The organism is Paenibacillus sp. FSL R5-0407, from assembly GCF_038009185.1.
Classification (GTDB): domain Bacteria; phylum Bacillota; class Bacilli; order Paenibacillales; family Paenibacillaceae; genus Fontibacillus; species Fontibacillus vini.
The window spans coordinates 242,073-258,583 of sequence record NZ_JBBPAX010000002.1; the positions used below are offsets into that span (position 1 = coordinate 242,073).

General features: G+C 48.3%; 13 protein-coding genes and 1 other annotated feature. Of the genes, 1 reads left to right on the plus strand and 12 read right to left on the minus strand.

The genetic code is table 11. The annotated features are described in order from the left end of the window. Positions 1 to 243: 243 nt before the first annotated feature. A complete protein-coding gene (gene alr / locus NYE70_RS20430) occupies positions 244 to 1,428 on the minus strand; it encodes an alanine racemase (RefSeq protein ID WP_341047851.1) in 1,185 nt (394 codons plus the stop codon). Between the two features lie 190 nt (positions 1,429 to 1,618). Next, on the minus strand, positions 1,619 to 2,737 hold the full coding sequence (locus tag NYE70_RS20435; RefSeq protein ID WP_341047854.1) for an outer membrane lipoprotein-sorting protein: 1,119 nt from the start codon (positions 2,735 to 2,737) through the stop codon (positions 1,619 to 1,621). Between the two features lie 164 nt (positions 2,738 to 2,901). After that, positions 2,902 to 3,208 (plus strand) — a binding site (T-box leader). Between the two features lie 144 nt (positions 3,209 to 3,352). Here NYE70_RS20435 and trpS point away from each other — a divergent pair. Beyond that, entirely contained in the window at positions 3,353 to 4,360 is a 1,008-nt protein-coding gene (gene trpS, locus NYE70_RS20440) for a tryptophan--tRNA ligase (protein ID WP_341047856.1), read from the plus strand. Between the two features lie 259 nt (positions 4,361 to 4,619). On the opposite strand, the gene NYE70_RS20445 is transcribed toward trpS, so the two are convergent. The 10 genes from NYE70_RS20445 to NYE70_RS20490 all read right to left on the minus strand — a co-directional run bounded on the left by NYE70_RS20445 (position 4,620) and on the right by NYE70_RS20490 (position 16,369). Further along, positions 4,620 to 4,883 carry a hypothetical protein gene (locus tag NYE70_RS20445; protein ID WP_341048940.1) on the minus strand — a complete coding sequence of 88 codons (264 nt, stop codon included), beginning with the start codon at positions 4,881 to 4,883 and terminating at the stop codon, positions 4,620 to 4,622. Positions 4,884 to 5,019: 136 nt separating this feature from the next. Beyond that, positions 5,020 to 5,922 carry a GNAT family N-acetyltransferase gene (locus NYE70_RS20450; protein ID WP_341047858.1) on the minus strand — a complete coding sequence of 301 codons (903 nt, stop codon included), beginning with the start codon at positions 5,920 to 5,922 and terminating at the stop codon, positions 5,020 to 5,022. Between the two features lie 7 nt (positions 5,923 to 5,929). Then, positions 5,930 to 6,691: a TrmH family RNA methyltransferase gene (locus NYE70_RS20455; protein WP_341047860.1), complete on the minus strand. Its 762-nt coding sequence runs from the start codon at positions 6,689 to 6,691 to the stop codon at positions 5,930 to 5,932. A 251-nt stretch (positions 6,692 to 6,942) separates the two neighbouring features. Further along, positions 6,943 to 7,212, minus strand: coding sequence for a CD3324 family protein (locus NYE70_RS20460; RefSeq protein ID WP_341047862.1), 270 nt, complete (start codon positions 7,210 to 7,212; stop codon positions 6,943 to 6,945). A gap of 268 nt (positions 7,213 to 7,480) precedes the next feature. Then, positions 7,481 to 8,701 carry an MDR family MFS transporter gene (locus NYE70_RS20465; protein WP_341047864.1) on the minus strand — a complete coding sequence of 407 codons (1,221 nt, stop codon included), beginning with the start codon at positions 8,699 to 8,701 and terminating at the stop codon, positions 7,481 to 7,483. Between the two features lie 480 nt (positions 8,702 to 9,181). After that, the gene (locus NYE70_RS20470) at positions 9,182 to 10,978 is read right to left on the minus strand and encodes a sensor histidine kinase (protein ID WP_341047866.1); all 1,797 of its coding nucleotides are present in this window, start codon (positions 10,976 to 10,978) and stop codon (positions 9,182 to 9,184) included. 14 nt (positions 10,979 to 10,992) lie between these two features. Then, a complete protein-coding gene (locus NYE70_RS20475) occupies positions 10,993 to 12,573 on the minus strand; it encodes a response regulator (protein ID WP_213655455.1) in 1,581 nt (526 codons plus the stop codon). A gap of 129 nt (positions 12,574 to 12,702) precedes the next feature. Next, positions 12,703 to 14,391, minus strand: coding sequence for an extracellular solute-binding protein (locus NYE70_RS20480; RefSeq protein ID WP_213655454.1), 1,689 nt, complete (start codon positions 14,389 to 14,391; stop codon positions 12,703 to 12,705). Positions 14,392 to 14,485: 94 nt separating this feature from the next. Beyond that, positions 14,486 to 15,382: a carbohydrate ABC transporter permease gene (locus NYE70_RS20485; RefSeq protein WP_211021676.1), complete on the minus strand. Its 897-nt coding sequence runs from the start codon at positions 15,380 to 15,382 to the stop codon at positions 14,486 to 14,488. Positions 15,383 to 15,412: 30 nt separating this feature from the next. Then, positions 15,413 to 16,369: an ABC transporter permease gene (locus NYE70_RS20490; RefSeq protein WP_211021675.1), complete on the minus strand. Its 957-nt coding sequence runs from the start codon at positions 16,367 to 16,369 to the stop codon at positions 15,413 to 15,415. Positions 16,370 to 16,511 lie beyond the last annotated feature (142 nt).

Sequence of the window (16,511 nt, forward strand, 5' to 3'; positions counted from 1 at the left end):
TCCACCCCCAAAACCTTGTCGACCCTGTTCCCCTGACCTTGTGATTCAGTATAGCATTATTCAAGGAAATATATACAAAAGAAATATATGCCGAGAGTATATCAAGTATGCTGCATATCATTATAAACAAAAATGACTATGCCGTACATACCAGAAGATTTCCATGTGTTATTCATTCGCTGCCCGGTCATAAATTCCTTCATACAGGAAAAAAGTTTTGTAGGTTTTTGTCGTCCCTTGCTTTTATGACAACAGGGGATTCACCAGAATATCGGGTTTCCCGGTACTAACGTATAAACGGGGGATCCGATGCGCAAGCATGCAAATCACTTCGTAGTGGATAGTTCCAAGCATGGAGGCCAGTTCGTCTGCGGTAATTTCGCCGCCGGACTGCTGGCCGATGAGTACAACCTCCTCGCCGGCTTGGATTTCTTCGGCTTCCTCAGCCAAAGGTTGAAGCGACACCATACATTGGTCCATGCAAATGGTTCCGACTACAGGAACGCGGCGTCCGCGTATCAATACTTGCGCCTTGCCGCCAAGCAACCGTGAATAACCGTCGGCATAGCCGATCGGAATCGTTCCGATTCTTTCGTCCCGGTCGGTTACGTATTTCGCCCCGTAACTAATGGCGGAGTGCGGTGGCATTGTTTTAACCCTTACCAGCTCCGTTGTCAGCGATAATATCGGTCTTAACTTGATACGATCCCTACGTACTTCATCCGAAGGATAAAGACCGTATAAAGCGATGCCAATTCTCACCATACGGCAAGAAAGCTCCGGTATATCAATAGCTACGGCGCTGTTACCCGTATGTATAATCGGGATATGAATTTCATGTTCCCGCAGCGCGTCCACCACTTCCTGAAAACGCCGGTACTGCTCCAATGTATAGCTTTTGTCTTCTTCGTCCGCCGTGGCATAGTGGGTATACATCCCCTCCACTTCCACATGCGGAATTTGCAGCGCATTGCGAATGAACGCAACCGCCTCTTCTCCGGGAAGTAGGCCAAGACGACCCATTCCTGAGTCAATTTTGATATGGACCTTAAGTTTATGCGGAAATTCCGAAGGATCCAGATCTCTGATCGTCTCCAGCACTTCCCAGCTGAACACGGTCAGCGTGATGTCGTGCTCCCATGCAGTTCTTACGCCATGCGGCGGCGTGTATCCAAGAATCAATACGGGGATCTTAACTCCGGCACGGCGCAGTTCCAGCGCTTCATCCAAAAAAGCTACGCTGAGATAATCCGCTCCATACCGTTCAAGCTCCTTTGCCACAGTCGCTGCGCCGTGCCCATAGGCATTAGCCTTTACACATGCGAGCAGTTTCATGTCAGACGGCAGTCCCTGCCGCAGCTCCGTATAATTGGAATACAACGCGTCCAAATCAATGACTGCCTGGGTTGGTCGATACTTCACTTGCACTTCTAGGTCACCTTCTCTAATGATTGAAAGTCCATGCTCAAATAATACATTTCTCAAACAATACACTAATGGTAATGTCCCGGGGAGCGGCTGTCAAATCCGGGAGCTGAGAAATAAAGAAAGAGGCGAATAGACGGGTTCCGAAGTGCAAATGACTCCGGAATAACCGTAATCCGCCTATTGTCCTAAATTATTTACCCGTTTGGTCCTGCATAGAAGCGGCGACTTTCACCATTTCATTAAGCGGAAGATTATCGCTTGTGATCCGGAACTCCAAACCATCCGTAGTCCAGGTCAGAGTCTGGAGCTCATCTCCTGTTAATAAGCCCCAAGTAAAGCCAAGGTCGATCAATTCGCCGGGAACCAGCGAGGCCGTCCGGTCCGGAGACCTGGATTCCGTAAGCGTAAATTGATATGTACCTCCATAGCGCTGCAGCACTAGGCTCCGGTCGCTGTCATCAACGATTTTATCATCCTGATAAACAACCCCATCAGGCAGATAGGTCGGAATAATTACGCCGAACGGATCGGACAACGCAGGAAGTGCGGCATCTCCTTCATCTACGGCCGAGGCAGTATCCTCAGCTGCAGGATCATTCTGGCTCGCCTCCGGCGCCTTCTCGACCAGCATGCCGTTCTCATCGACTTCCAGCAGCGTGCCTTTGGCATCCTTGGCCGCGGCATCCAAATTATGCTGCATATCGAAGGAGTTATTCTCAAACTTGGCATCGAAATCGAATTTGTCGAATTTGACCTCTACGACCACTTTTGCTTGTGCGTCAGAGACTTGTACCTGTTTTGGCGCATAATTGTCCTTAGCCAGCCAAATTTTCTGGCGTACGAGCGCATGCGTGTTGTAATTGGCCGCTACTTCAAATACATAGCTGTCTTTATCGCTCACGAATTGACGGGAGCCGTCGCTCAGAATGCTCCGTACCAGGGTTTGGTAAAGATACACTTGGCCCTGGTTCTCAGGCCAGTCGCTCTGGAAGCGGAAGCTCTTGTTCAAGCTCGGCGTTAAAACATATACGCCCTGTTCATTGCGGAGAACGATCTGAGTCACGTCCTTCTCGGCATTGGTAAGCGCAATCCGGTAAAAGGAAGGATTTTGATACCACACCTCTACCTTGTACTCCTGGGGCTTCTCGCCGGTAAACAGCGTCATGGTGCCGGTGCCCTGATAACTTTCCATTTTGGTAACCACTTTGTCCAAATCCTTGACGACGCCAGCGGCATCCTTTTTCCCGCATGCGGCAAGTACGATGCTTAACACAATCAAAATAGTCAGCATCTTTGCGATCCGACGCATGAGATCATCCCCTCTGCAGTTTGATTTCCTAAACTGATACATGTTTATGAGGGAACTTGGCCGATTATGCAGACGAGTTCCGGCTTGGCCGAAAGAGGCTGGCAACCGTGTACATTTCATGTTGACCGTGCATCTCAGCGGTTGTAATATTGTATCTATATTTGTGAACAACTGTGATGAAGGGTAAGTAGACAGACATGCAGGGATTCTCAGAGAGCCGGTGGCCGCTGTGAACCGGTATCCCGCGTTTGATCGAATGGCCTTTGGAGTTGCTTTGCCGAACCGTCCGCTCAGGGCATAGTAGGAAAAGCCGGGTTTCCCGCCGTTATCAAGGGACAGGTATCGAGAGTATCGGAATTTGAATTTCAATAATTCAGATGCATTCTCCGTACCGGTCGAGATGGCCATTCCCCCCATTTTGCGGAGGCGGATGGTTAATTAAGGTGGTACCACGATAACCTCGTCCTTATACAGACGAGGTTTTTTTATTTTTTAAGGAGGTGATGGCCGTGGATGATGGCTGGTGGTGGCACGTTTTGCTATGTTGTGCAGTTCTAGATTACACAGACCTGTTCTCATCGGGGAACCAGGTCCCCAATTTAAGGAGGAAATCAAATGAACCCCAAAAACAAAGAACGGATGCTTACGGGCGACCGCGTAACCGGAAAGCTTCATCTCGGCCATTACGTCGGCAGTCTCCAAAATCGCGTAATGCTGCAAGACAAGTATGACTCCTATATTCTGCTCGCCGATGTTCAGGCGCTGACAACCCATTTTGACAAACCGGACTCCATCCGGGAGCATTTGCGCGAGGTGGCCCTCGACTATTTGGCGGTTGGAATCGATCCTAACCGGGCTACGATCTTCGTTCAATCCATGGTTCCGGAAATCGCCGAGCTCACCGTTTTCTTCTCCATGTTCGTCACGGTAAATGCATTGCGCCACAATCCTACGATCAAATCCGAATCGAAGGGCAGCAGCCTTGACGATCTGTACTACGGATTCCTGGGCTATCCCGTAAGCCAGGCGGCCGATATTACTTTCTGCAAAGCTTCTATTGTACCAGTAGGCGACGATCAGCTTCCTCATCTGGAGCTTGCCCGGAAGGTCGTACGCCGGTTCAATGAGCTGTACCGGCCCGTATTTCCTGAGCCGCAAGCGCTGATCAGCGAAACGCCGCGGCTGGTCGGTACCGACGGCAACGCGAAGATGAGTAAAAGCCTCGGCAACGCCATCGAGCTGGACATTTCTCCGGAACAATTGGCCCACAAAATCCGCCGGGCGGTTACCGACCCGGCCCGCGTCCGAAAACATGACCCCGGTCATCCGGAGGTATGTCCGATTTATGCATACCACAAAGTATTCGAGCCTTCCGGCGCCGCGGAAATTCACGAAGCCTGTGAACGCGGCTCGATCGGTTGCAGCGAATGCAAACACCGGCTCGAATCCTCGCTCAACAGCCTGCTGGAGCCGATGCGCGAACGGCGTTTCCAATATGCAGGCAACCCCCGGACCATCGACGAGATCCTCATAGAGGGGACGAGACGGGCCCGGGAGGTTGCCCGCGAGACGGTGTCCGAGGTGCGTGAAGCGATGGGACTGGACTATTTTCGGACCATGTGAAGACCATCTGAAGAAGATTAACTGGATTTTATACAGCTAATTTTTCATATTACGGCTCATGGTAGATAATAACTGTATAACCTACAGTTATTTCTTCCATTTCAGGCCGACACTTGAATAAATCTATTATTTAACTGCAGGTTTTCCAGTTAATACGCAATAAAGAGCTTCAAGTCCCTAATTAACTGTAGATAATACAGTTATTCGTAAAAAAAAAACGGTTGGGCATGATCTTCATTGCCCCAACCGTTTTTTTTGATTACCATCTTCTTTTTTTTCTTCTCCGTCTCGGTCTTGTTTCCAGCAGCACAATCGCCAGCAAATCGAACAATACCAGAGGTAAAATAAACGGAGCAAAGGTCGCATGTGCCTTGCTGCCTTTGCTGTGAACCGCGTCGGTCTTGAGATACACCTTGCCGTTTCCAACTTTCACGATTTTACCGTAGAAGATTGCACCGGTTTTGGTCTTGATCCGAACCTTCTTCCCCAGATACTTCCCGGCCAGATTCCCCCGTGCCTTCATCGTCAAAATCCCCCACCTCCTCTAGGTCATGACACAGTATACGTGTCAAAGCCAGAGAAAGATTGGGCAGATGCCTCGGCTCATCGGGATGTCACACTAATTTTGTTCCGGAAAGTTGCTTATGGACTCCAATCCTCTAAAAGTGCCTAACCCAGCGGTGTAACAGGTGTTCCTTTTGCATCCCTATACTACGGTAAAATGGTTGGTCGGATCCCACGTAAACCTCGCGGACGCCAAGGCGTCTTAAACGATTCAAGCCTTCGTAGATGACAGCTTTCCCTAGACCTTTGCGTCTGTAATCTTTGTGGGTCCCCACCGGTTCCAAAATCGCTATATGATTAATTTCATCGTGCCAGAGACCACAGAACGAAACGACTTCGCCTGAAGGATTCATAACGAACAAATCCAGTTCGGCCCTGTAATCAGGAGCATTCCGAATATTTCCAAAATGAATCATCGTATCTACCGCTTCATCCGTTCCCTCATAGTCAAAGGCTCGAATGTGCCCCAACGCTTTTTTTTGATCGTTCACTTCATTGCCGTCTTTTATGACAAACCCTGGAGCCAAGATTACATCATAGTGACGGTCGAGCTCCATCGACAACATGATATCTGCCTGCGGCTCCCGTACATACCCTCTGCTTGCCGCAATATGCTCCATCCCCTTCATCCCCGCCGTGATTGCCAGTGCATTTCGCGTAATACGCCGCCCCGGTTCACTAAATAAAAGATGATTTGCCGCATATTCAAACATCTCATGCATCAGCGCGGCGCCGGGTTCCCAGGTATCCAGCAAAAAATAAGCATCCCCGTCATCGCAAGCGACCGCTGCGATCTCCCCGTTCTCACGCTCCCATATTCCGATTCTGCTCAGCCATTGCTCCAAGGTTCCATTCTTCTTCTCCTGACAGTAAGGAACGAATTCCCACCTGTCTATCCCCCAACTATTCGGTTGTCCCAGCAAGCTGTGCGTTCTGATTATAAAATTCCGCACCTTCATCATATCGTCGGGTTCATATTTCCTTAATCTTGGTTTCATATCTCTGTCACCCTTTACTGCATTTTGTACTTATCTCATAAATGAGGATCGAGGCCGCGATCCCGACATTCAAGGAATCGCATATTCCATGCATTGGTATCGAAACTTTACGGATTCCCGCTCGGGTCCTGTTCCATGCTTCGGAAAGTCCATACCGCTCACTGCCAGCAACGAGGGCTTTATTACAGCGACGATAGACCACTGTTGTATAGCTGTCCTCCGCTGATGAATCCGCCAAATAGATTTCGTAACCCCGGGACACCAACCATTCAACACAGTGCTCTGCGGCTGCAAAACAAACCAACGGGACCACAAATGCCGCCCCCATGCTAGCTTTGATCAGTTTCGGGTGGGTCAGTCTTACTTTGGAGTTGCAGATCAATACGGCATCTACCCCTGCGCCGTCGCAGCTTCGCAGAATGGTTCCGATATTCCCTGGCGATTCCAGTCCGTCCAGTACCATAACCATCGCATTATCGGGCAAAATTAGCTCCTGTGCCGTAATTATTGGCATTTCGGAAATCGAGAGGAAGCCATCAGGTTTATCCCGGTCACCCAACTTTTCCAGCACCTTTTTAGAAATCAGGTATACTTCACCGGCTGCGTGGATCATTTTCTCGGCCAACTGTACCGCCTCTAGACTATAGGCGCAATCCGGACAGAAAAAGAACGAGTGGATTGTCAGCCCCGCCGACAGCAGTTTTTGCTGCGACCACATCCCTTCGGCAGCAAAACGCAACCCGGGCTGTCCATTAGTCCCATGATTCAATAAACGCCTTAGCTCCGCTATTTTCTCATGATGTATACCGACCGCTTTGATTTTATGGAGATACTTATCGAGTAATAATGTTATTTCCGGAGAAATCATATCCATCTTTCCTTTTGTGTATCAGGTATATAAATAACCATAAATGATCAAATACGCGGCTGATAGATCAAGTTCTGTTTCTATTTGTTTATGACACAAAAGACGGAGAGACAAAGAAGCCCGCCGCCAGGAAACGGCGAACGGGCTAAGATTTATCTTTTTTTCGAATAGACGATGCGCTTAATGCTGTCATACGAGAGACAGAAAGATTCGGCGAGATCGTCTATGGAGTGACCTTCCCGGAATTTATTACAGATTTCCTGATTTCGATGACTCAAAAAATCCCGGCTTCCGGAGTTTTCGCCCCACTTTTTGCGTACTCCTTCACACTTTGGAATGTATAGGGTAGCTCCCTGAACATATTTCTGAAGTTCTCTCAATAGATCTTCCGGCAATATGACTTCCGCTTTCATATATTTCATTTTTGCCCGCTCCTTAATTCAATTGAATTTAAGGTAGCAAAGCCTGCGGTAATCCACTTCGGAAATTGTCGTTCCGTTAGAAGGCGATATTCCTTAACGCTCCATGCAAGTTATCGCCCCAGTCGATCCTGCAGACTTTGCATGGAGCTCAGAGAGTACGAAATCGATAACCCAAACCATTTTTAGGATCCTCCTTTCCATCTGAATCTCTACAATAGCATCTCCCACATTCCAAAAAAAGGATATAACATCGTTCACAATATTTCAGTTACTCTGCGCGAGCCTGTTCCTCAGGCAAATGCCGTCGTGCCAACAACAAGAATGGCAGACCGAACGCCGTCGTCAACGCGATGATCCCGAAAATCAGCAAGGGCCGGTTCACCCCAAGCGCATCAAGTAGAAATCCCCCCAGCAAAGGGGCCATGACATTCCCCAAGTTGTTGAATCCGAACATGCCGAAATAGGTCCCGCGCAATTCGTTCGGAGCGATCCGGTCCACGAGCACATCCGTCATGGTGAACATCAGCACCTCACCGATCGTGAAGAGAACAACACCAAGCACCATCGTCCATATATACGGAAAAAGTCCGAATATAAGCAGACTGCAGGCTACGCACAGATTGCCGGCGATCAGCGGAACGATGGGAGAAAAGCGGCTGGAGAACCGGACCAGCGGGAATTGAACCGCCAACACCACAATCGCATTCAGCGACAGCATGTAGCCGAACCATTTTGCCCCGTCCGTAAAGCTTGGACTTAACTCCAGATATTGGGCCAGCGTCGAACCGAAATGTCCGTACCCCAGCACGCAGAAGATCATTCCGATCAGAACGTATACAAACGTCCGGTCCCTTCCCGTGACCCGCAGCGCTCCCTTAAGCGAAAGCCTGTCCGCGCTTTGCCCTGTCGCTCCGCCCATCCCTTTATGCAAAAGAAACTGGAAGACTAAGACTATCCCGTAGCAAAAATAAACAAGACCCGCAATATAAAAAGCAAATCCCGAATTGGAATTGCCCATTTGCAATCCAAGAATCGGACCGACCACGACCCCCAGATTAATGGCCGCATAGCGGAGGTTGAATACGAGAAGTTTGCTCTCTTGCGGAGTGATATCCGCCAGCAGCGCGCGGGACGTCGGTTCGAACATCGCCCGGCAAAGTCCGTTCAGCGCGTTAATAACGAAGAACATCCAAATTTGATTCGCCAGGGCGAAGCCGACAAACACGACCGCCCAACCGAAAATCGAAATAAAGAGCACCTTCTTGCGTCCGATAACATCGGATATGTACCCGCCATAAAAGCTTGCAAACACGCCGATCAGCGAGCTTACGGCAACCACGGTACCAGCCTGCGTCGGTGAAGAGCCCAGCCGGTTGATCAGGTAGATCGAGAGAAAGGGAATACTCATAGAAGTGGCCATCCGGCCGAAGATCGTCCCGATGATAATGGTCCATGATAACGGATGAATCTGTCTCAAGTGTGAGTTCATAAAATTTGCCTTTCCTGATCCGGATATAAAAACTATTGGATTATTAAAACCGAGATGCCGAAATCTGTCAAGAAAATTGCAGGAACAGAAAAAAAGTCCAAAACCCGTCGCTGTTATACTAACAGTCGATGAGTTTGGACTAGGGGGGGACAATTTTAATGGCCACTAGACTTGTCTTGGCGCAGACATCCGATTCGGTCCCGAATTGTGCCGGTCCCGGCTCGATTTCATTTTCTCAAGTAAAATATCATGGAAGCTGAGAGACGTATTTTGACTTTCATTTCTTTTTTCCCTATTAGCCGCTGATGACTTCGGGTATTGGGAGTGGTAAGGCACGGGGCTATGTACGCTGAGATTCATGTCATAGACTCCTTTGCAAAAAGGTATCCGGCACGTTGTACCTTTGATCTCTTACCCTCATTGCGCTCCCCGCAAACACCTTCGCATCAAAACAGGGATTAAGTTCCATATTGCATGGATTTAACCGGGATCTTGCTTCCCTTTTGTCCCGTGATTAGGACATTCGGCCCGCTCGGCGGGAATGACGATCTGCACCGTTGTGCCAATGCCCGGCCTGCTTCCGATCGTAACTCCGTACTTTGCTCCGAAATGGAGCTGGATGCGGCTGTTGACGTTCCGGATGCCGAACCCGGTGTTCAATCCCTCCACCGGATCGAATATTTGCCGGATTAAATCCTCGGACATACCGATACCGTCATCGATAATTTTAAATACAATGTTGTCGTCTTCCATTTTGCCGGAGACGCGGATATGAATCGGGCTTCCGAACCAGCCGTGCTCTAGGGCATTCTCAATAAATGGCTGTAGAATCAGCTTCACGGTCACGTATTTAATAATCTCCGGATCAATATCGTAGAACACCGACACCGAGTCGCCGAATTTGGTCGTCTGGATATTCATATAGGCCTGAACCTGCTCCAATTCGCTGCGGATCGGAATTACCGTCCGTCCTTCATTCAAGGAAAGCCGGTAAAACTTCGCCAAGTCCAGCACCATCCGCTGCAGCTTGTCCACCTCCCCAAACTGAGCCAAGCGGCTGATCGAGGAGAGCGTATTATATAGAAAATGGGGGTTGATTTGGGCTTGAAGCGATTCCAGCTCAGCTTCCTTTTTCTCGATTTGGGTCACGTACACCTGCTCGATCAAATTATCGATATTGCGGCCCATTTCATTTAAAGCCGAAGCGATCTGCGAGAACTCATCTTTACCCCGGTAGCCCATCCGTTTCCTCAGGTCCCCTTCCCGGAATGCGTTCAGTACGAAGACAATTTTATTCATCCGAACCGAGAAGTATCTCGAAATGAATACCCCCGCAAAGGTAAAGACTACCAAACACAAAAAACAAATCAAGATGATGAACATACGTACTTTAGCCGAATCCTGCTCCATAACCGTCAGGGGGACATAGGCCTCGAGCTGCCACGACTGCTCTCCGACAGATTCCCGAATGGTCAAATACTCCGCATTCTGACTCAGCTTGCCGCTGGTTTCTTTAGGAACGGTTCCGGACTGGTATAGAACCCTGCCTAGTTCATCCTTGATCAGCAGTGCGCTGCCGACTCCAATTTTCTGATAATCCACCGCCTGAAACAGTTCCTCCGTCCTGGCGCTGATCCGCATAAACCCGATCTCTTTCAATTCGAGCGGTTTCTCATAATCCACTAACCGCCGCAAAAAGGAGATGCGTTTGAATTCCCTATCCTTTTCCACCCGCTGCCACAGCTTCGTCTTTCCGAATTGTTCCGGAGGAAAATCCATATGCCACGCCTTGTCCTGAATCCGGGACAAATGGTATATATTATAGCTTCCTTCGAAATCCTCCGGCCGTTCGTTATCGATAGAGCCGTAATAAATCTCGGGAAACGTGTCGTTCTCCAAAAACAAAAACATCGCGATGTTCAGTCCGGTGGAATTCAGGGCGATGGAAAACTTAGGCATAATAATTTTAGTGGTCCGCTCGAAGCTATCCCACCCTTTTCCATAAACTCTAAGCTGCGTGATCAACGAGTAGTCGCCATACAGCATCGTGGATATCCGGTCCACTTCCCCCATTTTGTACTCGATATTATCTTTCATTTGCACCAGCGTCCCCTGGATATTGTTCTTCGTTTGTTGACGGATAGAATCCTGGTACATCGAATGGGAAAAGTAACCGATCGCGATGACCGGCAGAATAATAAACACCATATACGTAATCATCAGTTTATAACCGAACGGGATATATTTATGCTTTTGCTTCTCCCCTAAAGTAGGCATATTCATTTCCTCCGTCACTGGTCTCCCTTACGGAATTCCATCGGGGTTATCCCGTATGTTTCCTTGAACTGCCGGCTAAAGTAAGGAATATAACGATAACCGACCTGGTCGGCAACTTCATAGATTTTCAGCGTAGGATTTTTGAGCAATTCACGGGCCTGCTCCATTCGCATGCCGATCAACATTTCGCTGAAGTTCTTGCCCATTTCTTCTTTAAATAAATGTCCCAGATAATTCGGAGAAAATGAGAACTGCTCCGCGATGTCCTTCAGTGTGATGTTCTCGTTCATACGTTCCTTCATCGTCTTCAAAATTTCCCGAATGAGCCGGCTGTTCTTGGTAGCTCTCTTCTTTCGAATCTTCTCCGATATTTCAAATACTTTACGAACCAGCCAGGAGCGGATATCACCCATCATTTCAAATTTAAGTATAACGTCCAGGCTGTGTAGCTCCATTCCCAGCATCTCGAACAAATCCTCGTCCAGCTCCTGCAAGTAATGATCAAGCTTGAACACGATATACATCGCCAGGTTATACACCGTGAATTTCGACCTCAACGTGGAGACCGATTTAAACAAATTATCAATTTCGTCATGAACCCGGACCAGGTCATAATTCGACATCGCTTTAAACAAGGCGTCCAACCGGATATCCAGCGTCTTGGCGTCGTTTAACTCAGGCGCTCTTCGAACATCCTCATAATTGATGACTTGACCGCGGCCGAAAAACATTTTGCCGTCCAGCGCTTCCAGCGCCTGCTTATAGGATTGCGTTAGCTCGGAGATATGCTGTACTTCTTCTCCCAATCCAACCGTTATGGACATGGAGATCGTTGAATCGATCGATCCGCGAATCTCTTCCAAGCTTCGGCGCAAGCCCTTGCCGTGGAGAACGATAGCCATCCGGTTTCGGGTCAATTTGCAAGTGTAGAGCTCGTTGCTGTAAATAATCTCGTAAAGTTGCTTGAGATGATTTTCAAGCTTATCCTGGACATCATCTTCCACTTCTTTAGATTTCAGCCAATGCAAATCGTCTATTTCAAGCACCGCGGCGCGAAGCGGTCCCTCCAAATGATCAAGGCCGTAGGAAGCAGCAAGCTTCATCAAGCTATCGGAATGGTCCCAGATCAGTTCTCCTTCCAGCAATCTCACGAGCAGATCATTTTGCGCCATCGGCTTCATATGCCGATAGTTCTCCTCATTTTCCCGCTGTTGTTCCTCCAGCTTCAACTCCTCGGTAATCCCGAGAAGGGAAGATATCAATTCCTCATCATCCATCGGCTTAAGCACATAACTGCATGCCTTTAACGATAGCGCCTCCTTCACGTAGTGAAAGTCTTGATAACCACTTACAAAAATGATTCTGACATTCGGTTTCTTTTCGATGGCGATCTTGGCCAATTCCAGTCCTGACATATTCGGCATATTGACATCCGTAACGAGAATGTCGATCGGATGGCGGTCCATGACTTCACATGCCATAAATCCGTTGTTTACGGCATCGACCACTTCCAATCCCAGCTCTGTCCACGGAATAAAACGCTTCATTCCTTCCAAATCAAGCAATTCGTCATCGGCCAACAACACTTTATACATGATGAGAATCCTCCTAGGATAGGCTCTTTAATCCAGTATACCGTTCCAATATGTTCCTTGAACAGGCACATATTCATCCGGCAGTGATAGAAAAAAGGGCCCGAACAAACCAGGCCCTTTCATAAAAAATTAATTACCGTTAATCATTGCTTTGTTCTCGCCCCACTTCTTAGCGAAGTGGTCCAATGTTGCTTGGAATCCGGCAGCCATCGTATCATCATAAGCCTTGTCTAACAGAGCCAACACTTCTGCGTCGCTCTTCGTGAACAGCGTTTGAGCTCTCACTTGATCCCAAATGTCCTTAGCGCGTTGGAACGCAATGCCTGCTTCGCTGTCCGGGCTTGGCGGCATATTAACGAACTCCGTAGCGTCCCCTTGCGTTTTCCAGGTAATTTGATACTGCCAGTAAGTCGCCCAGTTACGCTCGTTTTCAGCCAATGTTGACTCGTATTTACCTTTTGTATCATCGGCAAATACGGTGTTGCCGACCCACATCAACGGATCCATGAACTTCTGATACTCAGCCAGTTTGTCTTTCTCCGTACCGTATTTCTCCGTAAATTTCGGTGTGTAGCCATCCGCTTCAAGTCCTTGCCAGTACTCGCCTTCCACGCCCCAGAATTGCAGCGTCGTTCCTTCCGGACCGGTCCACCAATCCAGGAATGCAAAGACGGCTTCCGGATCTTTAGCGCTTGTAGTAATTACTGCCGCATTCCAACCCAATTTGTTGTAGGTACCCGGATAGATTTTGTTCTTATCCAGCCCTTCTTTGTGAATCGGCCATATCATGAAGTAGCCAAGATCAGGATTGGACGGATCTTTTTTTCTAAGCTCGGTATCCGCAGCCATCGCGTAAACCGTCGGGTTCGCTGTCGCATATACCGCTACCCGGCCATTCATCAACTTCTCATCGACCTGGTCACGAGTTTGTGTAAATGCATCCTGCGTCATCAAGCCTTCCCGGAACAATTTTGCAGCATATACAACGGACTCACGGTAAGGTTCATCCTTATAGATTGATTTCATCTTGTCGTCACCGTCAGGTACGGCAAAGAATCTGCCGAAGCCCATGTTATCTTCCTTAAACGCGGAGTAAATTTGGTCCAGACCATGTCCTTCAGTGGCAAGGTCCGTTTCAAACGGAATTACGTTCGGATACTTTTCCTTAACCTGTTTCAAATAGGCGTATAAGTCATCCGTAGTTTCAAGCTTAGGCGAACCAAGCGCCGTATAGTACTCCTTGTTTACAACCCAGCCGGCGTTCCCGTTCGGCCGGTTCGTATACCAGTTCGGGAACTGATACAGCTTACCGTCAGGTGAACGAAGCATGTTCAGAGCTTTCGGGTCGAGCCATTTTTTCAAATTCGGGTATTTATCGATATAATCATCAAGCGGAACAAGCAATCCTGCTTCACGCAGCCGTTCTACGTCAGTTCCCCGTTCGCCCCATACGATGTCAGGCAATTCGCCGGATGCAATCATCGTATTCAGCTTCTGAGCTGCGTTGCCGCCGTTTGGTACTTCCGTCACCGTAATTTTCTTGTTCTCTTGAACCCATTTCGTGGTTGGATCATCGCCCCACTTAGGCATCGTATACCAGTCATAATTTCCGAACAATGTAATGTTGAGCGGCTCTTTCCCAAGTTCGTAGAGTTTCGGCCCCTCTGAGTTCGCCTCTGTCGTTGGCGTCTCCGCAGTGTTGCCGTTCTGTTCAGCCGGTTTAGCGCTATTGCTGTTTTTGCCGGAGCAACCGGCAACCAGTGCAATAATCGTCAGGACCGATAAAACGGTAACCAGCCAATTTCTCCTCTTCATCATAGCGTTGCTTTCCCCTTTCTGAAATACAAATGATATGATCTATGGTTAAAGCTTGTGCTCTAAACCCGCTTGAAATATCGTTTATCCACTTTACCTACTCCTTCAGTGAACCGACCAGTACGCCTTTGACAAAGTACTTTTGTACAAAAGGATAGACGCAAATAATTGGAAGCGTAGCAACGATCATCGTCGCCATCGAAAGCGATTTACTTGTTATCGTTTTGGCCCGCTGCATGTGGGCCAGCGATGAAGCATCCAGCCCCCCTCCCCCTTGTTCGGAGACGATATTGGATAACAGAATCTGCCGCAAAATCGTCTGGATCGGGTATTTATTCTGATCGGAGATATAAATCCCGGCGAGGAACCATTCATTCCAGTGATACACGGCGGTAAACAGCGCCAGGGTGGCGATAACCGGTCCCGACAAAGGGAGAACGATTCTGAATAGGGTCCCCCAGTTGCCGCAGCCGTCGATTTTTGCCGACTCCTCCAATCCATTCGGAAGCCCTTGGAAGAAGGTTCGGAAAATGATCATGTTCCACACGCCGATCAGCGAAGGAATAATGAAGACCCAGAACGAGTTCATCAAACCCAGGTTGCGAATCAGCATGAAGGTAGGAATCAACCCGCCGCCAAAATACATTGTGATAATGCACATAACCATATAGTATTTACGGCCCATCAGTTCCTTTTTGGACATGCCGTAAGAAAAGATCGCTGTGCACAGAATCGCGGATGCCGTACCAATGATGGTACGTAGAACCGAGATGAAGAATCCGCTCATCAAACGGTCATCCTTAAACACTACTTTATAGTTTTCCAAGGTGAATACTCTCGGCCATAGCGTAACTCCGCCTTTGGAAGTATCAAGCCCCTGGTTAAAAGATACCGCTAAAGCGTTCAAGAATGGATACAGCGTAGATACCGCGAGCAAAATAAGAAATGAATAGATAAAAAGCATCATAATGCGATCACCCAAGGTGTCCTTCATATCAAGCAACCTCCTCTGATTATATCCGGATTACCACAAACTGTTGCCCGACCGCCGTGCTATGAAATTGGCCAAGCTTAGCAGACCCACGCTGACTACGGCTTTGAAGACCCCAACGGCAGTTGCATAGGAGTATCGGTAATTGTCGATCCCGACACGCACCACATACGTATCCAATACATCGGATACATCCCGGATGGCCGGGTTGGCTGCGAGAATCAAAATGTCCTCAAAACCCGCGCTTAACAGGTTGCCGATAGCCAAGATCATGAAGATGCTGACAACAGGCATAATGGATGGAAGCGTAATCAGATAGATTTGCTTGAATCGGCTCGCACCATCGATCGATGCAGCCTCATATGTATTTGGATCCACACCGGCGATTGCCGCAAGGTAGACGATAGAGCCAAATCCGATTTCCTTCCAGACGTTCGTCGTTACGAGAATCCCCCAGAAATATTGAGGTAGTGACAAAAAGTTAATCGGCTTGTCTATGAAGCTCAGCTTCTCCAGAAGCATGTTGATGCTGCCGTTATCCACCGCAAGCAATGCGCTGACCAGACCGCCCAGGATAACCCAGGACATAAAGTGAGGCAAATAAGTAATCGTCTGAACAACCCGTTTGAAGGCCATTTTTCTAACTTCATTTAGCATGAGAGCCAGAACAATCGGGGCCGGGAATCCGATGAGAAATTTCAGAAAACTGATAACAATCGTATTTCTCATCACGGTTTTAAATTCCGGTGCATGGAAGAAATAAGTGAAGTGCTTGAGCCCTACCCACGGACTGCTGGAAAAACTTCTTCCGATTTTGTAATCCTGAAAAGCCATCAGGATGCCGTACATCGGTATGTAACTAAAAATAAAAATGAGGATGAGCGCCGGAATAACCATCAGTTGCAAATCGATTTGTTTAAAAAATCGCTGCACCCCGTTTGGCTTTTTCCCCGGCGTCTCCACCGGTTTTGATACGGATAGCTGTGTCATCTGTCTTTCCTCCCCAAACTGCTTTCTCCGTCTATTTACATTCTAATAGAACAGGAAACCGCTTACTATCAGAGCAATCAACGAAATATGATACTAATCAACAATGGGGAATTATAATCTATTGCATTACAATAAATCCGGT